22 protein-coding genes and 4 pseudogenes are annotated in these 17,232 nt (G+C 73.3%); 12 read left to right on the top strand and 14 right to left on the bottom strand.

The window, feature by feature from the left end; all coding sequences use genetic code 11:
• From Sdagh_RS00005 to Sdagh_RS00020, 4 genes and pseudogenes are all read right to left on the bottom strand, one after another.
• Nucleotides 1-350 (bottom strand): annotated as a pseudogene (locus Sdagh_RS00005) (L-dopachrome tautomerase-related protein); the annotation flags it as partial.
• A 165-nt stretch (nt 351-515) separates the two neighbouring features.
• Nucleotides 516-827, bottom strand: coding sequence for a putative quinol monooxygenase (locus Sdagh_RS00010; RefSeq protein ID WP_189421621.1), 312 nt, complete (start codon nt 825-827; stop codon nt 516-518).
• A gap of 44 nt (nt 828-871) precedes the next feature.
• Nucleotides 872-1,621, bottom strand: a complete 750-nt coding sequence (locus Sdagh_RS00015; RefSeq protein WP_226534393.1) for an SDR family oxidoreductase — start codon at nt 1,619-1,621, stop codon at nt 872-874.
• A 210-nt stretch (nt 1,622-1,831) separates the two neighbouring features.
• Nucleotides 1,832-2,071: pseudogene (locus Sdagh_RS00020) on the bottom strand (NAD(P)-dependent oxidoreductase); the annotation flags it as partial.
• 50 nt (nt 2,072-2,121) lie between these two features.
• Between Sdagh_RS00020 and Sdagh_RS00025 the strand changes: the two are divergent.
• The 4 genes from Sdagh_RS00025 to Sdagh_RS00040 all read left to right on the top strand — a co-directional run bounded on the left by Sdagh_RS00025 (nt 2,122) and on the right by Sdagh_RS00040 (nt 5,070).
• Nucleotides 2,122-2,394, top strand: a complete 273-nt coding sequence (locus Sdagh_RS00025; RefSeq protein WP_308288730.1) for an NAD(P)-dependent oxidoreductase — start codon at nt 2,122-2,124, stop codon at nt 2,392-2,394.
• 210 nt (nt 2,395-2,604) lie between these two features.
• Nucleotides 2,605-3,354, top strand: a complete 750-nt coding sequence (locus Sdagh_RS00030) for an SDR family oxidoreductase (RefSeq protein ID WP_226534393.1) — start codon at nt 2,605-2,607, stop codon at nt 3,352-3,354.
• 44 nt (nt 3,355-3,398) lie between these two features.
• On the top strand, nt 3,399-3,710 hold the full coding sequence (locus Sdagh_RS00035; RefSeq protein ID WP_189421621.1) for a putative quinol monooxygenase: 312 nt from the start codon (nt 3,399-3,401) through the stop codon (nt 3,708-3,710).
• Between the two features lie 166 nt (nt 3,711-3,876).
• Entirely contained in the window at nt 3,877-5,070 is a 1,194-nt protein-coding gene (locus tag Sdagh_RS00040; RefSeq protein ID WP_190077995.1) for an L-dopachrome tautomerase-related protein, read from the top strand.
• A gap of 77 nt (nt 5,071-5,147) precedes the next feature.
• On the opposite strand, the gene Sdagh_RS00045 is transcribed toward Sdagh_RS00040, so the two are convergent.
• On the bottom strand, nt 5,148-6,167 hold the full coding sequence (locus Sdagh_RS00045; protein ID WP_189421623.1) for an alcohol dehydrogenase catalytic domain-containing protein: 1,020 nt from the start codon (nt 6,165-6,167) through the stop codon (nt 5,148-5,150).
• 460 nt (nt 6,168-6,627) lie between these two features.
• Here Sdagh_RS00045 and Sdagh_RS36360 point away from each other — a divergent pair, with 460 nt between their 5' ends.
• From Sdagh_RS36360 to Sdagh_RS00070, 6 genes are read left to right on the top strand one after another with little or no spacing between them, the layout of a single operon-like run.
• On the top strand, nt 6,628-6,963 hold the full coding sequence (locus tag Sdagh_RS36360) for an SH3-like domain-containing protein (protein ID WP_189421624.1): 336 nt from the start codon (nt 6,628-6,630) through the stop codon (nt 6,961-6,963).
• The gene (locus tag Sdagh_RS36365) at nt 6,960-7,271 is read left to right on the top strand and encodes an SH3-like domain-containing protein (RefSeq protein ID WP_189421625.1); all 312 of its coding nucleotides are present in this window, start codon (nt 6,960-6,962) and stop codon (nt 7,269-7,271) included. The genes Sdagh_RS36360 and Sdagh_RS36365 overlap by 4 nt, the downstream gene beginning before the upstream one ends.
• Nucleotides 7,272-7,276: 5 nt before the next feature.
• A complete protein-coding gene (gene nthA / locus Sdagh_RS00055; RefSeq protein WP_226534394.1) occupies nt 7,277-7,951 on the top strand; it encodes a nitrile hydratase subunit alpha in 675 nt (224 codons plus the stop codon).
• Nucleotides 7,952-7,986: 35 nt separating this feature from the next.
• Entirely contained in the window at nt 7,987-8,823 is an 837-nt protein-coding gene (locus Sdagh_RS00060) for an aquaporin (protein ID WP_226534395.1), read from the top strand.
• Between the two features lie 4 nt (nt 8,824-8,827).
• On the top strand, nt 8,828-9,253 hold the full coding sequence (locus Sdagh_RS00065) for a hypothetical protein (protein ID WP_189421628.1): 426 nt from the start codon (nt 8,828-8,830) through the stop codon (nt 9,251-9,253).
• Nucleotides 9,240-10,328: a HoxN/HupN/NixA family nickel/cobalt transporter gene (locus Sdagh_RS00070; RefSeq protein WP_190077998.1), complete on the top strand. Its 1,089-nt coding sequence runs from the start codon at nt 9,240-9,242 to the stop codon at nt 10,326-10,328. Before Sdagh_RS00065 ends, Sdagh_RS00070 begins: the two co-directional genes overlap by 14 nt.
• Nucleotides 10,329-10,349: 21 nt before the next feature.
• Here Sdagh_RS00070 and Sdagh_RS00075 read toward each other — a convergent pair whose 3' ends face one another.
• Nucleotides 10,350-11,219 (bottom strand): aldo/keto reductase, encoded by an 870-nt coding sequence (locus Sdagh_RS00075; RefSeq protein WP_264201172.1) that lies wholly within the window; start codon nt 11,217-11,219, stop codon nt 10,350-10,352.
• Between the two features lie 319 nt (nt 11,220-11,538).
• Between Sdagh_RS00075 and Sdagh_RS00080 the strand changes: the two are divergent.
• Nucleotides 11,539-12,038 (top strand): annotated as a pseudogene (locus tag Sdagh_RS00080) (aldo/keto reductase); the annotation flags it as partial.
• A gap of 270 nt (nt 12,039-12,308) precedes the next feature.
• Here Sdagh_RS00080 and Sdagh_RS00085 read toward each other — a convergent pair.
• The 8 genes from Sdagh_RS00085 to Sdagh_RS36390 all read right to left on the bottom strand — a co-directional run bounded on the left by Sdagh_RS00085 (nt 12,309) and on the right by Sdagh_RS36390 (nt 16,060).
• Nucleotides 12,309-13,040, bottom strand: coding sequence for a HoxN/HupN/NixA family nickel/cobalt transporter (locus tag Sdagh_RS00085; RefSeq protein ID WP_264201173.1), 732 nt, complete (start codon nt 13,038-13,040; stop codon nt 12,309-12,311).
• Between the two features lie 35 nt (nt 13,041-13,075).
• The gene (locus Sdagh_RS36370; protein ID WP_264201174.1) at nt 13,076-13,327 is read right to left on the bottom strand and encodes a HoxN/HupN/NixA family nickel/cobalt transporter; all 252 of its coding nucleotides are present in this window, start codon (nt 13,325-13,327) and stop codon (nt 13,076-13,078) included.
• A 108-nt stretch (nt 13,328-13,435) separates the two neighbouring features.
• Nucleotides 13,436-13,861: a hypothetical protein gene (locus Sdagh_RS00090; protein WP_189421628.1), complete on the bottom strand. Its 426-nt coding sequence runs from the start codon at nt 13,859-13,861 to the stop codon at nt 13,436-13,438.
• Between the two features lie 4 nt (nt 13,862-13,865).
• Nucleotides 13,866-14,294 (bottom strand): aquaporin, encoded by a 429-nt coding sequence (locus Sdagh_RS36375; protein WP_264201175.1) that lies wholly within the window; start codon nt 14,292-14,294, stop codon nt 13,866-13,868.
• Nucleotides 14,279-14,701, bottom strand: a complete 423-nt coding sequence (locus Sdagh_RS36380; RefSeq protein ID WP_264201176.1) for an aquaporin — start codon at nt 14,699-14,701, stop codon at nt 14,279-14,281. The genes Sdagh_RS36375 and Sdagh_RS36380 overlap by 16 nt, the downstream gene beginning before the upstream one ends.
• A gap of 35 nt (nt 14,702-14,736) precedes the next feature.
• Nucleotides 14,737-15,411, bottom strand: coding sequence for a nitrile hydratase subunit alpha (gene nthA, locus Sdagh_RS00100; RefSeq protein ID WP_226534394.1), 675 nt, complete (start codon nt 15,409-15,411; stop codon nt 14,737-14,739).
• Between the two features lie 5 nt (nt 15,412-15,416).
• Nucleotides 15,417-15,728 (bottom strand): SH3-like domain-containing protein, encoded by a 312-nt coding sequence (locus tag Sdagh_RS36385; RefSeq protein ID WP_189421625.1) that lies wholly within the window; start codon nt 15,726-15,728, stop codon nt 15,417-15,419.
• A complete protein-coding gene (locus Sdagh_RS36390) occupies nt 15,725-16,060 on the bottom strand; it encodes an SH3-like domain-containing protein (RefSeq protein WP_189421624.1) in 336 nt (111 codons plus the stop codon). The genes Sdagh_RS36385 and Sdagh_RS36390 overlap by 4 nt, the downstream gene beginning before the upstream one ends.
• A gap of 460 nt (nt 16,061-16,520) precedes the next feature.
• Between Sdagh_RS36390 and Sdagh_RS00110 the strand changes: the two are divergent.
• Nucleotides 16,521-17,232 (top strand): annotated as a pseudogene (locus Sdagh_RS00110) (alcohol dehydrogenase catalytic domain-containing protein); the annotation flags it as partial.

The following is a 17,232-nucleotide window of genomic DNA, read 5'->3' on the forward strand; positions in this document are numbered from 1 at the left end:
CCGAGGAAGTGCCGCTCGGGGCGCGAGGTGTCCGGCCGGTTGACGGCCCGGTCGGGGTAGGCGACGGCCTTGCCGCCCCGGATCTCGGCCACCGAGAACGGGACGTCGTCGCCCCAGCGCGGGAAGTTGACGAAGATCCGGCCCGAGCGGGACACCGTGACCCCGGTGGGCATCGCGCCGTCGAAGGTCGCGACCGTCTCCAGCCGGGGCTGGTGGTGGCCGCCACCGGTGCCGGGGCGGGCCGCGGCCGGCGCGGCGCCGGCCGCCAGGGCCCCTCCGACCACGAGGGACAGGCCGAGGACCGTCCTGCGGCCCGGGCCGGTGTGCGAGGTGGGGGCGGGTATGGACATGGGTGACTCCAGTGTTTCTGTCGCCCTCGTGACCGCGGAGGTCGTGAGGTGCCGGTCGGTACCGGTCCAGTGGACCGCGGACGGCCCCGGCACGCTTCCGTCGAATGACTGAGTGCCAGGGCCCGTTGACCGCCGTGACGCCCGCGGCCCCCCGAACGGGACGGTCTAGAGCTCGATCTCGGCCAGCCGCTCGATCTCGATGCCGTTCACCGTCAGGGGCGCCACCCGCTCGGCGAAGGCCCGCAGGTGCGCGCTGGCGGAATGGGCCCGCAGGTGCTCCTCGCTCTGCCACACCTCGTGCATGACGAGCAGGCCGGGGTCGTCCAGCCCCTCGTGCGGCACGTAGGTGAGGCAGCCGTCCTCCTGGCGGGTGGCGGACACCAGGGCGGGCAGCGCGTCCCACAGTTCCTGTTCCTTGCCGGGGCGCGCCTTCATGCGGGCGACGAGGACGATGGGCCCGGTGTGGCGGTCGGACATGCGCTTCTCCTTGGTGGGGTCGTGTGCAGGGGTGGGCCGGTGGGTCAGGCCAGGCGTCCGCCGCCGTCCACGTGCAGGACGGTGCCGGTGACGTAGGGGTTGTCGATGGCGAAGAGCACCGCGGCGACGAGGTCGTCGGGGGTGCCGACCCGGCGGGCCGGGTTGCTCGCGGCCACCGACTCCAGGAACGCCCGCTTGTCCGCGCCGAGCTTGTCCCAGGCGCCGCTGTCGACGATACCCGGGGACACGGCGTTGACCCGGAGCGGCGCGATCTCCACGGCGAGGGCCTGGACCAGGAAGGCGAGGGCGCCGTTGGTGGTGGCCATCACGGTCCGCTCGGGGGCGGGACGCCAGGCCGCCACGCCGGAGAAGAAGGTGAGGGAGCCGCCTTCCCGGGCCTGTCCGGCGAGGTGCTTGGCGAGGAACAGGGGGCCGGTCACCTTGGCCGCGAAGGCGCGCTGGACGTCCTCGGGGACGAGTTCGGACAGCGGCCCGTTGGCCGGCACGGCCGCCGTGGACACGAAGTGGTCGAAGGCGCCGACCTCTTCGGCCAGGTGCGCTATCGACGCCTCGTCGGTGATGTCGAAGCGGACGGTACGGGCCGTGCCCGGCAGTTCGGCGGCCGTCTTCTCCAGCTTGGCGAGGTCCGGGCCCGCGAGGACGAGTTCGGCTCCCTCGGCGGAGGCGGTCCGGGCGAGGCGGCGTCCGGTGGCCGAGCCGGCCCCGACGACGACGAGACGCTGGCCGGCGCGCTTGAGGGCGGTGCCGGCGGGGGTGGGGGACGTGCTGCTCACGGGATTCTCCTTGGTCGGGACCGGCACCGGGCCGGTGTGCGGGGCTGGATCAACTCTCGCCCTCGTGCGGCGATGAGGCCAATGCTTGTTCTTGCGGATGTCCATAAGGTGCGCGCATGGCAGGCGGTACGGGTGAGCCGGACGGGGGTGCGGGCGCGGCCCGGGCGGTCAGCCGGCGGTGGTCCTGTTCAGCAGGGGTGACCCGTCCGCTCAGCGCCACGACCGCCGTGGCAGGAAGGTCGCGGAGTCCTTCGCGGAGGCGTCGGTGAACGTGCCGGCGTGCGGGGTGATCAACGCCTCCGGCTGCCGCCAGAGCGGGTGCGCGCCGGGCAGTGGCTCGAGTGCCGCCACGTCCAGCGCCGCCCGCAGCCGTCCGGAACCCACCTCCCGGGCCAGGGCGTCGGTGTCGACCGGTTCGCCCCTGCCGACGTTCACCAGGGTCGCGCCGTCCTTGAGCGAGGCCGGCCGGTGCGCGCCGCCGACCGAGGAGACTCCTCGGCATGTTCGGCGCGCACCGGCCGGCCTCGCTCAAGGACGGCGCGACCCTGGTGAACGTCGGCAGGGGCGAACCGGTCGACACCGACGCCCTGGCCCGGGAGGTGGGTTCCGGACGGCTGCGGGCGGCGCTGGACGTGGCGGCACTCGAGCCACTGCCCGGCGCGCACCCGCTCTGGCGGCAGCCGGAGGCGTTGATCACCCCGCACGCCGGCACGTTCACCGACGCCTCCGCGAAGGACTCCGCGACCTTCCTGCCACGGCGGTCGTGGCGCTGAGCGGACGGGTCACCCCTGCTGAACAGGACCACCGCCGGCTGACCGCCCGGGCCGCGCCCGCACCCCCGTCCGGCTCACCCGTACCGCCTGCCATGCGCGCACCTTATGGACATCCGCAAGAACAAGCATTGGCCTCATCGCCGCACGAGGGCGAGAGTTGATCCAGCCCCGCACACCGGCCCGGTGCCGGTCCCGACCAAGGAGAATCCCGTGAGCAGCACGTCCCCCACCCCCGCCGGCACCGCCCTCAAGCGCGCCGGCCAGCGTCTCGTCGTCGTCGGGGCCGGCTCGGCCACCGGACGCCGCCTCGCCCGGACCGCCTCCGCCGAGGGAGCCGAACTCGTCCTCGCGGGCCCGGACCTCGCCAAGCTGGAGAAGACGGCCGCCGAACTGCCGGGCACGGCCCGTACCGTCCGCTTCGACATCACCGACGAGGCGTCGATAGCGCACCTGGCCGAAGAGGTCGGCGCCTTCGACCACTTCGTGTCCACGGCGGCCGTGCCGGCCAACGGGCCGCTGTCCGAACTCGTCCCCGAGGACGTCCAGCGCGCCTTCGCGGCCAAGGTGACCGGCCCCCTGTTCCTCGCCAAGCACCTCGCCGGACAGGCCCGGGAAGGCGGCTCCCTCACCTTCTTCTCCGGCGTGGCGGCCTGGCGTCCCGCCCCCGAGCGGACCGTGATGGCCACCACCAACGGCGCCCTCGCCTTCCTGGTCCAGGCCCTCGCCGTGGAGATCGCGCCGCTCCGGGTCAACGCCGTGTCCCCGGGTATCGTCGACAGCGGCGCCTGGGACAAGCTCGGCGCGGACAAGCGGGCGTTCCTGGAGTCGGTGGCCGCGAGCAACCCGGCCCGCCGGGTCGGCACCCCCGACGACCTCGTCGCCGCGGTGCTCTTCGCCATCGACAACCCCTACGTCACCGGCACCGTCCTGCACGTGGACGGCGGCGGACGCCTGGCCTGACCCACCGGCCCACCCCTGCACACGACCCCACCAAGGAGAAGCGCATGTCCGACCGCCACACCGGGCCCATCGTCCTCGTCGCCCGCATGAAGGCGCGCCCCGGCAAGGAACAGGAACTGTGGGACGCGCTGCCCGCCCTGGTGTCCGCCACCCGCCAGGAGGACGGCTGCCTCACCTACGTGCCGCACGAGGGGCTGGACGACCCCGGCCTGCTCGTCATGCACGAGGTGTGGCAGAGCGAGGAGCACCTGCGGGCCCATTCCGCCAGCGCGCACCTGCGGGCCTTCGCCGAGCGGGTGGCGCCCCTGACGGTGAACGGCATCGAGATCGAGCGGCTGGCCGAGATCGAGCTCTAGACCGTCCCGTTCGGGGGGCCGCGGGCGTCACGGCGGTCAACGGGCCCTGGCACTCAGTCATTCGACGGAAGCGTGCCGGGGCCGTCCGCGGTCCACTGGACCGGTACCGACCGGCACCTCACGACCTCCGCGGTCACGAGGGCGACGAGAAACACTGGAGTCACCCATGTCCATACCCGCCCCCACCTCGCACACCGGCCCGGGCCGCAGGACGGTCCTCGGCCTGTCCCTCGTGGTCGGAGGGGCCCTGGCGGCCGGCGCCGCGCCGGCCGCGGCCCGCCCCGGCACCGGTGGCGGCCACCACCAGCCCCGGCTGGAGACGGTCGCGACCTTCGACGGCGCGATGCCCACCGGGGTCACGGTGTCCCGCTCGGGCCGGATCTTCGTCAACTTCCCGCGCTGGGGCGACGACGTCCCGTTCTCGGTGGCCGAGATCCGGGGCGGCAAGGCCGTCGCCTACCCCGACCGGGCCGTCAACCGGCCGGACACCTCGCGCCCCGAGCGGCACTTCCTCGGCGTGCAGAGCGTGGTCGTCGACGCCGCCGAACGGCTGTGGGTCGTGGACACCGGCCGCGTCGAGTGGGCCGACGCGCCCCACGGCGGACCGAAGCTGGTCGCCATCGACCTGGCCACCGACCGGGTGGTCCGCACCATCCTGCTGCCCCGCTCCGTCGCCGGGCCGCGCAGCTTCATCAACGACGTCCGCTTCGACCTGAGCCGTGGCTACGCCTACCTCACCGATGCCACCCCGGACGGCCCCAACGGACTGGTCGTCGTTCACCTGGCGAGCGGCACCTCCTGGCGCTGCTTGGACGACGCGCCGTCCACCCGCCCCGTTCCCGGGTTCGTCCCCGTCGTCGAGGGCCGCCCGCTGACCAACAGCCCGGACGCCACCACGCCCGCCACGCCCGTCAACATCGGCGCGGACGGCATCGCGCTCAGCCCCGACGGTGAGTGGCTGTACTACTGCCCGCTCTCCAGCCGCCGCCTGTACGCGGTGCGCACCAGGGACCTGGTCCGCGCGCGGTCGGACCGCGGCGCGTCCGCCGTACCCGTGCGCGATCTGGGCGCCAAGGGCATGTCCGACGGCCTGGAGACCGACCGGGCCGGCCGCGTCTACGGTGGTGACCTGGAGAACAACGCCATCGTCCGCCGTGAACTCGACGGCACCTACCGCACCCTGATCCGCGACGAGCGCCTGGTGTGGCCCGACACCCTGTCCGTCGGCTATGACCGGCACCTGTACGTCGTCGCCAACCAGCTCAACCGCCAGGCCGCCTACAACGGCGGCGTGGACCTGCGGGTCAAGCCGTACGCGCTGTACCGCTTCCCCCTCGGCAGCGGACCCGCCCGCCGCTGACCCGGCGGCACGAAGACCGGCGGCCGTACCGGCACCCCAGGTGCCCGGTACGGCCGCCGGTCGCGTGTGCCCCGTGCTCAGGCGCCGGTGGTGAGCACCACGCGGAAGCGGGCCCGGTTGTCCATCATGCGCGCGTACGCATCGGCCGCCCGTTCCAGCGGCATCTCCTCGACGTGCGGCCGGACCCCGGTCAGCGCGGCGAACCGCAGGGTGTCCTCGATGTCGGCCGCGGTGCCGCTGGGCAGCCCGGAGATCCTCTTCGACAGGTCGATCAACTGCAACGGGCTGATCCGCATCGGCTCCGGGTCGACACCCAGGACGACCAGTTCACCGTCCGGCCCCAGACCGTCGACGGCCGCCGACATCGTCTCCGAGTCGCCCGCCGTGGCGAGCACCGCGCGCGCTCCGCCGAGTGCCTGCAGGGCGGGGCTCATCTCCTCGGCCGTGGAGTCGACGTAGTGGTGCGCGCCCAGTTCCCCGGCGAGCGCCCGCTTCTCCGCGCCCCGCGCGATGACGACCGTCTCGAAGCCCATCCGGACAGCGAACTGCACTCCCAGGTGCCCCAGTCCGCCCAGTCCGAGGACCGCCACCAGGTCGCCCGGCCCCGCGCCCGAGCGGCGCAGGGCGTTGAAGGTGGTCACCCCCGCGCAGGCCAGGGGCGCCGCGTCCACCGCGCTGATCCCGTCCGGAATCCGGGCCAGGGCGTTGGCGGGGACGTTCAAAGCTTCGCCGTAGCCGCCCGGGTAGGCCCAGCCGGGCACCTTGAGTTCGGTGCAGTGGATGAAGTCACCTCGGCGGCAGGGCACGCAGTGGCCGCAGTGGCCGCCGAACCAGCCGACGGCGACCCGGTCGCCGGCCTGCCAGCCGGTCGCGTAAGCGCCGACGGCGTCGATCCGGCCGGCGATCTCGTGTCCCGGGGTCACCGGGTGGGCCAGGCCGGGCACCAGCCCCTCGACCATCAGCGAATCGGTGTGGCACACCCCGCACGCCTCGACGGTGACGCGCACTTCGAAGGGGCCGGGGTCGGGGACGTCGCGCCGGCCGGTGCGCAGGGCACCGGCCGGCTGGTCCACCAGGACCGCGCGGACAGATGACATGACAGGAACCTCCTGCTGTTCGACGACGGGGGAAACCGCGGTACGGCCCTCAGCCCGGGACCTCGACGGTTCCGGTCAGCAGGGCGAGCGGGGCGCCGCCCGGCAGGGTGACGCGTGAGTGGACCCGGGCCGCCTTCGAGGTCCTCCAGGTGCGTGACGGTGGCGACCGGGCCGGGACACCCGGGACGACTTTCCGCGGGTCCTCGCCAGGATCGCGCGGCCCAGCGGCGGGGCCATCCGTCATCCGACGTACCGCCTCGCGGGCCGGTGTCCCCTTCCCGGCCCGGGACGACCGGACAGGCGGCGGCGGTCGGTCCGGGAAGCTCGCAACGGCACACCTGTCCCGCTCATATGTGTCTCGCCTGGGACCGGTAGTCGTTTGACGGATGCCCCGCACCACTCGTCCTCCGCAAGCTATTCCCGGCATACGCGACAGAAGCCACCCAGCCAAGGAGGAGCAGTGGCCACCAAACGCGACATGATCGTGCGCCCCGCGCACGACCTGGGCGGACTGCCGGCCGGACCGGTCGTCCCGTCCGACCACGAGATGACGCCCTTCGAGAAGAGCTGCCACGCGCTGCTCAACGTCCTCGCCGCGCACAAGCTCGTCAACACCGAGGAGAAGCGCCGCGGGGTGGAGGACCTCGGAGCCGAGATCATCGGCGACCTCACCTACTACGAGCGGTGGGCCGTCTCCGCCTCCAAGGTGCTGATCGAGAAGGGCGTCATCACCTCCGAGGAACTGGGCGCCAGGATGAACGAGATCCGGGACCGGCTCACGGAGGCCGCAGCATGAGCCCCCGCTTCGCGCCGGACCAGAGAGTCCGCATCGCCGACCGCAACGCTCCGGGCCATGTGCGCACCCCGGTCTACGTCCGCGGCAAGGAGGGCCGGATCGAACGCGTCCTGCCCCGCTTCCTCAACCCCGAGCGGGAGGCGTACGGCGTCAACGAGGGCGGCGAGGTCCGCCTGTACCGGGTCCGCATCGAGCAGTCGGCGCTCTGGCCCGACTACGACGGGCCGGCGGACGACGTGCTGGAACTGGAGATCTACGAGCACTGGCTGGAACAGGTCGACGACCGCTCCGGCGTGGAAGGACGATGACGTCGATGACGAACCCCCGCGAGACCGGCGTCGTCGGCCACGGTGACCACACGCACGGCGCCCCGGGCGCCCCGGACCCGCACGCCCCCATCGAGACGGCCGCCGGGGAACCCGACTACTTCGACGTCCTGCACCAGGCCATCCGCGAACTCCTCGTCGACAAGGGCCTGATCACCGCGGACGAGGTGCGCGCCATGGTCGAGACGCTCGACGCGCACCGGCCCACGCTCGGCTCCGCCCTGGTCGCCCGGGCCTGGACGGACCCGGACTTCAAGGAACGCCTGCTCGCCGACGGCACCGCCGCCATCGAGGAGTTCGGCATCGACAACTACGACGGCACCAGGCTGATCGTGCTGGAACAGACACCCGAGGTGCACAACCTCGTGGTGTGCACCCTCTGCTCGTGCTACCCGCGTCCCGTGCTGGGCCTGCCCCCGGACTGGTACAAGAGCCGTCCCTACCGGGCCCGCGCCGTCCGTGAACCGCGCGCGCTCTTGCGGGAGTTCGGCACGGAGGTGGCGCAGGACGTGACCATCCGCGTCCACGACAGCAACGCCAACATGCGCTACCTGGTCCTGCCGATGCGCCCCGCCGGGACCGAGGGCATGAGCGAGGAGGAGCTCGCCGCCCTCGTCACCCGGGACACGATGATCGGCGTCACCACGCCCAGGCTGCCGTGACCGGGTTCCGCCGGCGGCCGGACGGCCCCACGGCGGTGGACATTCACGGCCCGCCCGCCGCGCCCGCCGTGCGGTGGGTGGTCCGCGGCCGGCCGCTGTCCTCGTACCTCGCGGAGGCGCTGGGCTCGGCCTGGCTCGTGGTGGCCGCGCTCACCGCGGTCTCCTTCACCATGCGGGCCGACGGCGCCTACCTCTCCTCGTGGCCGCTCCTGCCGCGCCTGGCCGTCGTCGGCGTCTCGGTGGGCGGCGCGGTGGCGGTGTTCGCCCTCACCCCGCCCGGCAAGGAGTCCGGCGCCCACCTCAACCCGGCGATCAGCCTCTTCATGGCCCTGCGCGGCGTCCTCGGCGTCACCGACCTGATCGCCTACGGAGTCTTCCAGCTGACCGGTTCCGTCCTCGGGGTGCTGCTCACCCGGACGCTCTGGGGGGATCGGGTCACCGAGGTGGACTACGGTCTGATCCAGCCCGGCGCCGGCTGGGGCGGCCCCGTCGTCGTGGTCCTCGGCGAACTCCTCAGCACCGCCGTCCTGCTCCAGGTCCTGGCCGCCATGACCAGCCGGCCCCGGCCGCGCTCCACACCATGGGTGCTCGGCGCCGTCGTCGCGGCGCTGATCACGTTCACCGGCTCCCGGACCGGGGCCGGCTTCAACCCGGCGCGCAACTTCGGCCCGCACGTCGTCTCGGGCGACTACCACCTGTTCTGGGCCTACATGCTGGCGCCCCTGGCCGGAGCCGCGGTGGCCGCCTCCGTACCGGCCCTCCTGGGCGCCCGCCGGGCCTGGACCCACCGGGTCTGCTGCGCCCACGACATCCACCGTTACCACCTGCGCCCGCCGCGTTCGCGGCACCGCGCTCCCACTTCCTCCCGGTGATCCCATGCTCCCTACCCACAACGGCCCCGCGACGGCCGTCCCCGACCACACCGACGAGATCCTGTGCCGGCAGGCGCGTCACATCGTCACCTCGCTCGACCTCCACGACGTGGAACTGGCACCCGGCCTCGTCCACGCCCTGCTGCGCGCGGGCTTCGGCATCCAGGCCGACACCCCGACCGGAGGTGCCCTGACCGGGGGAGTGGAGATCCGCTCCTGCCCCGAGCACTACGGGCCGGGGTCCCTCCTCGTCAGCTGGGCCCCGCACGAGGCGGCGTACACCCCGCTGGACCCGCGCGTCACCCACGTCGAGGGCCTCATGACATGCGCGCTGCTGGACACCGTGCGGGCCCTGGGCTTCCGGGCCAAACGGCTGGGCGCCTCCCACTCGGTCCAGGTCCAGCCCTGGGGGTCCCGTGCCTCGGACTGAGACGGCCACCCGGTCCGCCCGGGCGCTCACGAGCCACCGGGGCACGGTCCTGCTGGTCTCGGCGGTCGTCGCCGTCACCGTCGCCGCCTTCGCCGTGCTGGCCGGCGCCGTGTCCGGGCACCGCTTCTCCGTCGGCGCCCAGGTCTTCGGCACCGGCCTCGGCCTGACGGCGTACCTGCTCGGTGTGCGGCACGCCTTCGACGCCGACCACATCGCGGCCATCGACAACACCACCCGCAGGTTCCTGGCCGAAGGGCGGCCCCCGGCCCACCTCGGCTTCTGGTTCGCCCTGGGCCACTCCTCGGTGGTCGTGCTGCTCAGCCTGCTGACCGCCCTGGGGGCCCGCCTGGCCTCCCGGCTGACCGACGACTCCTCCACCGCCCACCAGGTCCTGGGCGTGCTCGGCACGTCCGTCTCCACGGCCTTCCTGCTGTCGCTGGGCGTCCTCAACCTGCTGGCCCTGCGCCGCATCGCGGCCCTGTACCGTTCCGCGCGCCGGGGCGACCATGACGAGGCGCGCCTGGACGAGGTGCTGGACGACCGGGGGCTGCTCTCGCGCCTGCTGCGCCGGCTGACCGCGTCGACCACGCGTCCCTGGCACCTGTTCCCGCTCGGCCTGCTCTTCGGTCTGGGCTTCGACACGGCCACCGAGGTGTCCCTGCTGGTCCTGTCCGGCGCGGGTGCCGCCTCCGGCGTCCCCTGGTGGGCGCTGATGCTCCTCCCGCTCCTGTTCACCTGCGGGATGACGCTCTTCGACACCCTCGACGGAGCCTTCATGTCGGCCGCGTACCGGTGGGCGTTCGTCCATCCGCTGCGCCGCATCCACTACAACCTCACCACCACCGGCCTCTCGGCCGCCGCGGCCCTCCTGGTCGCCGCCGTGAACCTGGTGACGCTGCTGGGCGACGGCGTCCCCGCCCTCCGCCGGGCCCTGCCCTGGCTGGTCGGCATCGACCTCAACACCGTCGGCTACCTGATCGGCGCGCTCTTCCTCACGGCCTGGCTCAGCTCCTTCCTGCACTGGAAGGCCGTCGGTGGACGTGCCCTGGCCCCGTCGCCGGACCCGGAGGCGTGAGCCGGCGCCCGCCCGGTGGACCTACCGCCCGGCCACGGGCAGTTCGCCGTACTGACCGCCGCGCACACGCTCCGGTGCGAACAGCGCGCCGAGCGCGGCGACTTCACCGGCTTCCAGGGTGAGGTCCGCCGCCGCGGCGTTCTCCCGCAGGAACTCCGCTCGTTTCGTCCCCGGGACCGGTACGACGGCGTACGGCTGGGCCAGCAGCCAGGCCAGGGCGACCTGGCCGGGTGTGGCCCCCCGCTCCCGGGCGAACCGCTTCAGTCCGTCCACCAGCCGCAGGTTGTGCGGCAGGTTGCCGGGCGAGAACTTCGGCAGGGTGCTGCGGAAGTCGTCGCCGTCCAGGCGGGTGCCGGGGCCGACCCGGCCGGTCAGCGCGGCCCTGCCGAGCGGGCTGTACGGCACCAGTGTGATGCCCAGTTCCCGGCAGAGCGGCAGGATCTCGTCCTCCACCCCCCTCTCCCACAGGGAGTACTCGCTCTGCAGGGCGGAGACGGGTGCGGTACGGGCCGCGCGGCGCAGCTCGTCGGGGCCGGCGTTGCTCAGCCCGAGCGCCGTGACCTTGCCCTCCGTGACCAGTTCGGCCATGGCGCCGACGGTCTCCTCGACCGGGACGCCGGGGTCGAGCCGGTGGCAGTAGTACAGGTCGATGTGGTCGGTGCCGAGCCGGCGCAGGCTGGCCTCGCACGCGGAGCGGACGTACGCGGGGGTGCCGTCGTAGACCACCCGGCCGTCGTCCGAGGGCCGGGCGCCGAACTTGGTGGCGATCACGGCCCGGTCCCGGCGGCCCCGGACCGCCTCGCCGAGCAGTGTCTCGTTGTGACCGAACCCGTTGGTGTCCGCCGCCGCCCCGACGGCACCGTAGACGTCGGCGGTGTCGAGGAGGTTCACGCCCAGGTCGAGGGCGAGCCGCCACGGTGGCGATCGATCCCGCGCGGTCGGCGGGCCCGTAGAACTGGGAACATGCCCATGCAGCCCGAGCCCGATCGGGCCGACGGCGCGGGCCGCTGACGCCTGAGGGTGGACTGTGTGAGGTGTGCACGGTGATGCGCACGGTCTGCCGCGGCGGTGCAGGGCGTGCCCGATCGGCACGCCCCTGCCACCGCCGGGCGGCATACGGGAGCATCCCCCCCCAAAACCGGTGCCACACCTCACCACGTCACCCTCGGCTGTCAGCGGCCCGCGCGTCGGCCCGATCGGGCTCGGCTGCATGGGCATGTCCCAGTTCTACGGGCCCGCCGACCGCGCGGGATCGATCGCCACCGTGCGGCTCGCCCTCGACCTGGGCGTGAACCTCCTCGACACCGCCGACGTCTACGGTGCCGTCGGGGCGGCGGCGGACACCAACGGGTTCGGTCACAACGAGACACTGCTCGGCGAGGCGGTCCGGGGCCGCCGGGACCGGGCCGTGATCGCCACCAAGTTCGGCGCCCGGCCCTCGGACGACGGCCGGGTGGTCTACGACGGCACCCCCGCGTACGTCCGCTCCGCGTGCGAGGCCAGCCTGCGCCGGCTCGGCACCGACCACATCGACCTGTACTACTGCCACCGGCTCGACCCCGGCGTCCCGGTCGAGGAGACCGTCGGCGCCATGGCCGAACTGGTCACGGAGGGCAAGGTCACGGCGCTCGGGCTGAGCAACGCCGGCCCGACGAGCTGCGCCGCGCGGCCCGTACCGCACCCGTCTCCGCCCTGCAGAGGAAGTTCTCGCCCGGCCAACCTGCCGCCCAACCTGCGGCTGGGTGGACTTTGGACTGAAGCGGTTTTCGCCCGGGAGCGGGGGGCCACCACCCGGCCAGGTCGCCCTGTCCTGGGCTGCTGGGCCAGGCCGTACGCCGTCGTACCGGTTCCCGGGGGACGAACGAGGCGGAGTTCCTTGCAGGGAGAACGCCGCACGGCGGCGCGGACCTCACCCTGGAGCCGGTGAAGTCGCCGCCGCTCGGCGCGCCTGTTCGCACCAGGAGCGTTGTGCTCGGCGGTTCAGTACGGCGAACTGCCCGTGGCCGGGCGGTAGGTCCACCGGGCGGGCGCCGGCTCACGCCTCCGGGTCGGCGACGGGGCCAGGGCACGTCCACCGACGGCCTTCCAGTGCAGGAAGGAGCTGAGCCAGGCCGTGAGGAAGAGCGCGCCGATCAGGTAGCCGACGGTGTTGAGGTCGATGCCGACCAGCCAGGGCAGGGCCCGGCGGAGGGCGGGGACGCCGTCGCCCAGCAGCGTCACCAGGTTCACGGCGGCGACCAGGAGGGCCGCGGCGGCCGAGAGGCCGGTGGTGGTGAGGTTGTAGTGGATGCGGCGCAGCGGATGGACGAACGCCCACCGGTACGCGGCCGACATGAAGGCTCCGTCGAGGGTGTCGAAGAGCGTCATCCCGCAGGTGAACAGGAGCGGGAGGAGCATCAGCGCCCACCAGGGGACGCCGGAGGCGGCACCCGCGCCGGACAGGACCAGCAGGGACACCTCGGTGGCCGTGTCGAAGCCCAGACCGAAGAGCAGGCCGAGCGGGAACAGGTGCCAGGGACGCGTGGTCGACGCGGTCAGCCGGCGCAGCAGGCGCGAGAGCAGCCCCCGGTCGTCCAGCACCTCGTCCAGGCGCGCCTCGTCATGGTCGCCCCGGCGCGCGGAACGGTACAGGGCCGCGATGCGGCGCAGGGCCAGCAGGTTGAGGACGCCCAGCGACAGCAGGAAGGCCGTGGAGACGGACGTGCCGAGCACGCCCAGGACCTGGTGGGCGGTGGAGGAGTCGTCGGTCAGCCGGGAGGCCAGGCGGGCCCCAGGGCGGTCAGCAGGCTGAGCAGCACGACCACCGAGGAGTGGCCCAGGGCGAACCAGAAGCCGAGGTGGGCCGGGGGCCGCCCTTCGGCCAGGAACCTGCGGGTGGTGTTGTCGATGGCCGCGATGTGGTCGGCGTCGAAGGCGTGCCGCACACCGAGCAGGTACGCCGTCAGGCCGAGGCCGGTGCCGAAGACCTGGGCGCCGACGGAGAAGCGGTGCCCGGACACGCGCCGGCCAGCACGGCGAAGGCGGCGACGGTGACGGCGACGACCGCCGAGACCAGCAGGACCGTGCCCCGGTGGCTCGTGAGCGCCCGGGCGGACCGGGTGGCCGTCTCAGTCCGAGGCACGGGACCCCCAGGGCTGGACCTGGACCGAGTGGGAGGCGCCCAGCCGTTTGGCCCGGAAGCCCAGGGCCCGCACGGTGTCCAGCAGCGCGCATGTCATGAGGCCCTCGACGTGGGTGACGCGCGGGTCCAGCGGGGTGTACGCCGCCTCGTGCGGGGCCCAGCTGACGAGGAGGGACCCCGGCCCGTAGTGCTCGGGGCAGGAGCGGATCTCCACTCCCCCGGTCAGGGCACCTCCGGTCGGGGTGTCGGCCTGGATGCCGAAGCCCGCGCGCAGCAGGGCGTGGACGAGGCCGGGTGCCAGTTCCACGTCGTGGAGGTCGAGCGAGGTGACGATGTGACGCGCCTGCCGGCACAGGATCTCGTCGGTGTGGTCGGGGACGGCCGTCGCGGGGCCGTTGTGGGTAGGGAGCATGGGATCACCGGGAGGAAGTGGGAGCGCGGTGCCGCGAACGCGGCGGGCGCAGGTGGTAACGGTGGATGTCGTGGGCGCAGCAGACCCGGTGGGTCCAGGCCCGGCGGGCGCCCAGGAGGGCCGGTACGGAGGCGGCCACCGCGGCTCCGGCCAGGGGCGCCAGCATGTAGGCCCAGAACAGGTGGTAGTCGCCCGAGACGACGTGCGGGCCGAAGTTGCGCGCCGGGTTGAAGCCGGCCCCGGTCCGGGAGCCGGTGAACGTGATCAGCGCCGCGACGACGGCGCCGAGCACCCATGGTGTGGAGCGCGGCCGGGGCCGGCTGGTCATGGCGGCCAGGACCTGGAGCAGGACGGCGGTGCTGAGGAGTTCGCCGAGGACCACGACGACGGGGCCGCCCCAGCCGGCGCCGGGCTGGATCAGACCGTAGTCCACCTCGGTGACCCGATCCCCCAGAGCGTCCGGGTGAGCAGCACCCCGAGGACGGAACCGGTCAGCTGGAAGACTCCGTAGGCGATCAGGTCGGTGACGCCGAGGACGCCGCGCAGGGCCATGAAGAGGCTGATCGCCGGGTTGAGGTGGGCGCCGGACTCCTTGCCGGGCGGGGTGAGGGCGAACACCGCCACCGCGCCGCCCACCGAGACGCCGACGACGGCCAGGCGCGGCAGGAGCGGCCACGAGGAGAGGTAGGCGCCGTCGGCCCGCATGGTGAAGGAGACCGCGGTGAGCGCGGCCACCACGAGCCAGGCCGAGCCCAGCGCCTCCGCGAGGTACGAGGACAGCGGCCGGCCGCGGACCACCCACCGCACGGCGGGCGCGGCGGGCGGGCCGTGAATGTCCACCGCCGTGGGGCCGTCCGGCCGCCGGCGGAACCCGGTCACGGCAGCCTGGGCGTGGTGACGCCGATCATCGTGTCCCGGGTGACGAGGGCGGCGAGCTCCTCCTCGCTCATGCCCTCGGTCCCGGCGGGGCGCATCGGCAGGACCAGGTAGCGCATGTTGGCGTTGCTGTCGTGGACGCGGATGGTCACGTCCTGCGCCACCTCCGTGCCGAACTCCCGCAAGAGCGCGCGCGGTTCACGGACGGCGCGGGCCCGGTAGGGACGGCTCTTGTACCAGTCCGGGGGCAGGCCCAGCACGGGACGCGGGTAGCACGAGCAGAGGGTGCACACCACGAGGTTGTGCACCTCGGGTGTCTGTTCCAGCACGATCAGCCTGGTGCCGTCGTAGTTGTCGATGCCGAACTCCTCGATGGCGGCGGTGCCGTCGGCGAGCAGGCGTTCCTTGAAGTCCGGGTCCGTCCAGGCCCGGGCGACCAGGGCGGAGCCGAGCGTGGGCCGGTGCGCGTCGAGCGTCTCGACCATGGCGCGCACCTCGTCCGCGGTGATCAGGCCCTTGTCGACGAGGAGTTCGCGGATGGCCTGGTGCAGGACGTCGAAGTAGTCGGGTTCCCCGGCGGCCGTCTCGATGGGGGCGTGCGGGTCCGGGGCGCCCGGGGCGCCGTGCGTGTGGTCACCGTGGCCGACGACGCCGGTCTCGCGGGGGTTCGTCATCGACGTCATCGTCCTTCCACGCCGGAGCGGTCGTCGACCTGTTCCAGCCAGTGCTCGTAGATCTCCAGTTCCAGCACGTCGTCCGCCGGCCCGTCGTAGTCGGGCCAGAGCGCCGACTGCTCGATGCGGACCCGGTACAGGCGGACCTCGCCGCCCTCGTTGACGCCGTACGCCTCCCGCTCGGGGTTGAGGAAGCGGGGCAGGACGCGTTCGATCCGGCCCTCCTTGCCGCGGACGTAGACCGGGGTGCGCACATGGCCCGGAGCGTTGCGGTCGGCGATGCGGACTCTCTGGTCCGGCGCGAAGCGGGGGCTCATGCTGCGGCCTCCGTGAGCCGGTCCCGGATCTCGTTCATCCTGGCGCCCAGTTCCTCGGAGGTGATGACGCCCTTCTCGATCAGCACCTTGGAGGCGGAGACGGCCCACCGCTCGTAGTAGGTGAGGTCGCCGATGATCTCGGCTCCGAGGTCCTCCACCCCGCGGCGCTTCTCCTCGGTGTTGACGAGCTTGTGCGCGGCGAGGACGTTGAGCAGCGCGTGGCAGCTCTTCTCGAAGGGCGTCATCTCGTGGTCGGACGGGACGACCGGTCCGGCCGGCAGTCCGCCCAGGTCGTGCGCGGGGCGCACGATCATGTCGCGTTTGGTGGCCACTGCTCCTCCTTGGCTGGGTGGCTTCTGTCGCGTATGCCGGGAATAGCTTGCGGAGGACGAGTGGTGCGGGGCATCCGTCAAACGACTACCGGTCCCAGGCGAGACACATATGAGCGGGACAGGTGTGCCGTTGCGAGCTTCCCGGACCGACCGCCGCCGCCTGTCCGGTCGTCCCGGGCCGGGAAGGGGACACCGGCCCGCGAGGCGGTACGTCGGATGACGGATGGCCCCGCCGCTGGGCCGCGCGATCCTGGCGAGGACCCGCGGAAAGTCGTCCCGGGTGTCCCGGCCCGGTCGCCACCGTCACGCACCTGGAGGACCTCGAAGGCGGCCCGGGTCCACTCACGCGTCACCCTGCCGGGCGGCGCCCCGCTCGCCCTGCTGACCGGAACCGTCGAGGTCCCGGGCTGAGGGCCGTACCGCGGTTTCCCCCGTCGTCGAACAGCAGGAGGTTCCTGTCATGTCATCTGTCCGCGCGGTCCTGGTGGACCAGCCGGCCGGTGCCCTGCGCACCGGCCGGCGCGACGTCCCCGACCCCGGCCCCTTCGAAGTGCGCGTCACCGTCGAGGCGTGCGGGGTGTGCCACACCGATTCGCTGATGGTCGAGGGGCTGGTGCCCGGCCTGGCCCACCCGGTGACCCCGGGACACGAGATCGCCGGCCGGATCGACGCCGTCGGCGCTTACGCGACCGGCTGGCAGGCCGGCGACCGGGTCGCCGTCGGCTGGTTCGGCGGCCACTGCGGCCACTGCGTGCCCTGCCGCCGAGGTGACTTCATCCACTGCACCGAACTCAAGGTGCCCGGCTGGGCCCTACCCGGGCGGCTACGGCGAAGCTTTGAACGTCCCCGCCAACGCCCTGGCCCGGATTCCGGACGGGATCAGCGCGGTGGACGCGGCGCCCCTGGCCTGCGCGGGGGTGACCACCTTCAACGCCCTGCGCCGCTCGGGCGCGGGGCCGGGCGACCTGGTGGCGGTCCTCGGACTGGGCGGACTGGGGCACCTGGGAGTGCAGTTCGCTGTCCGGATGGGCTTCGAGACGGTCGTCATCGCGCGGGGCGCGGAGAAGAAGCGGGCGCTCGCCGGGGAACTGGGCGCGCACCACTACGTCGACTCCACGGCCGAGGAGATGAGCCCCCGCCCTGCAGGCACTCGGCGGAGCGCGCGCGGTGCT

The sequence above is a fragment of the Streptomyces daghestanicus genome (assembly GCF_020521275.1).
GTDB classification, from domain to species: Bacteria; Actinomycetota; Actinomycetes; order Streptomycetales; family Streptomycetaceae; genus Streptomyces; species Streptomyces griseoviridis.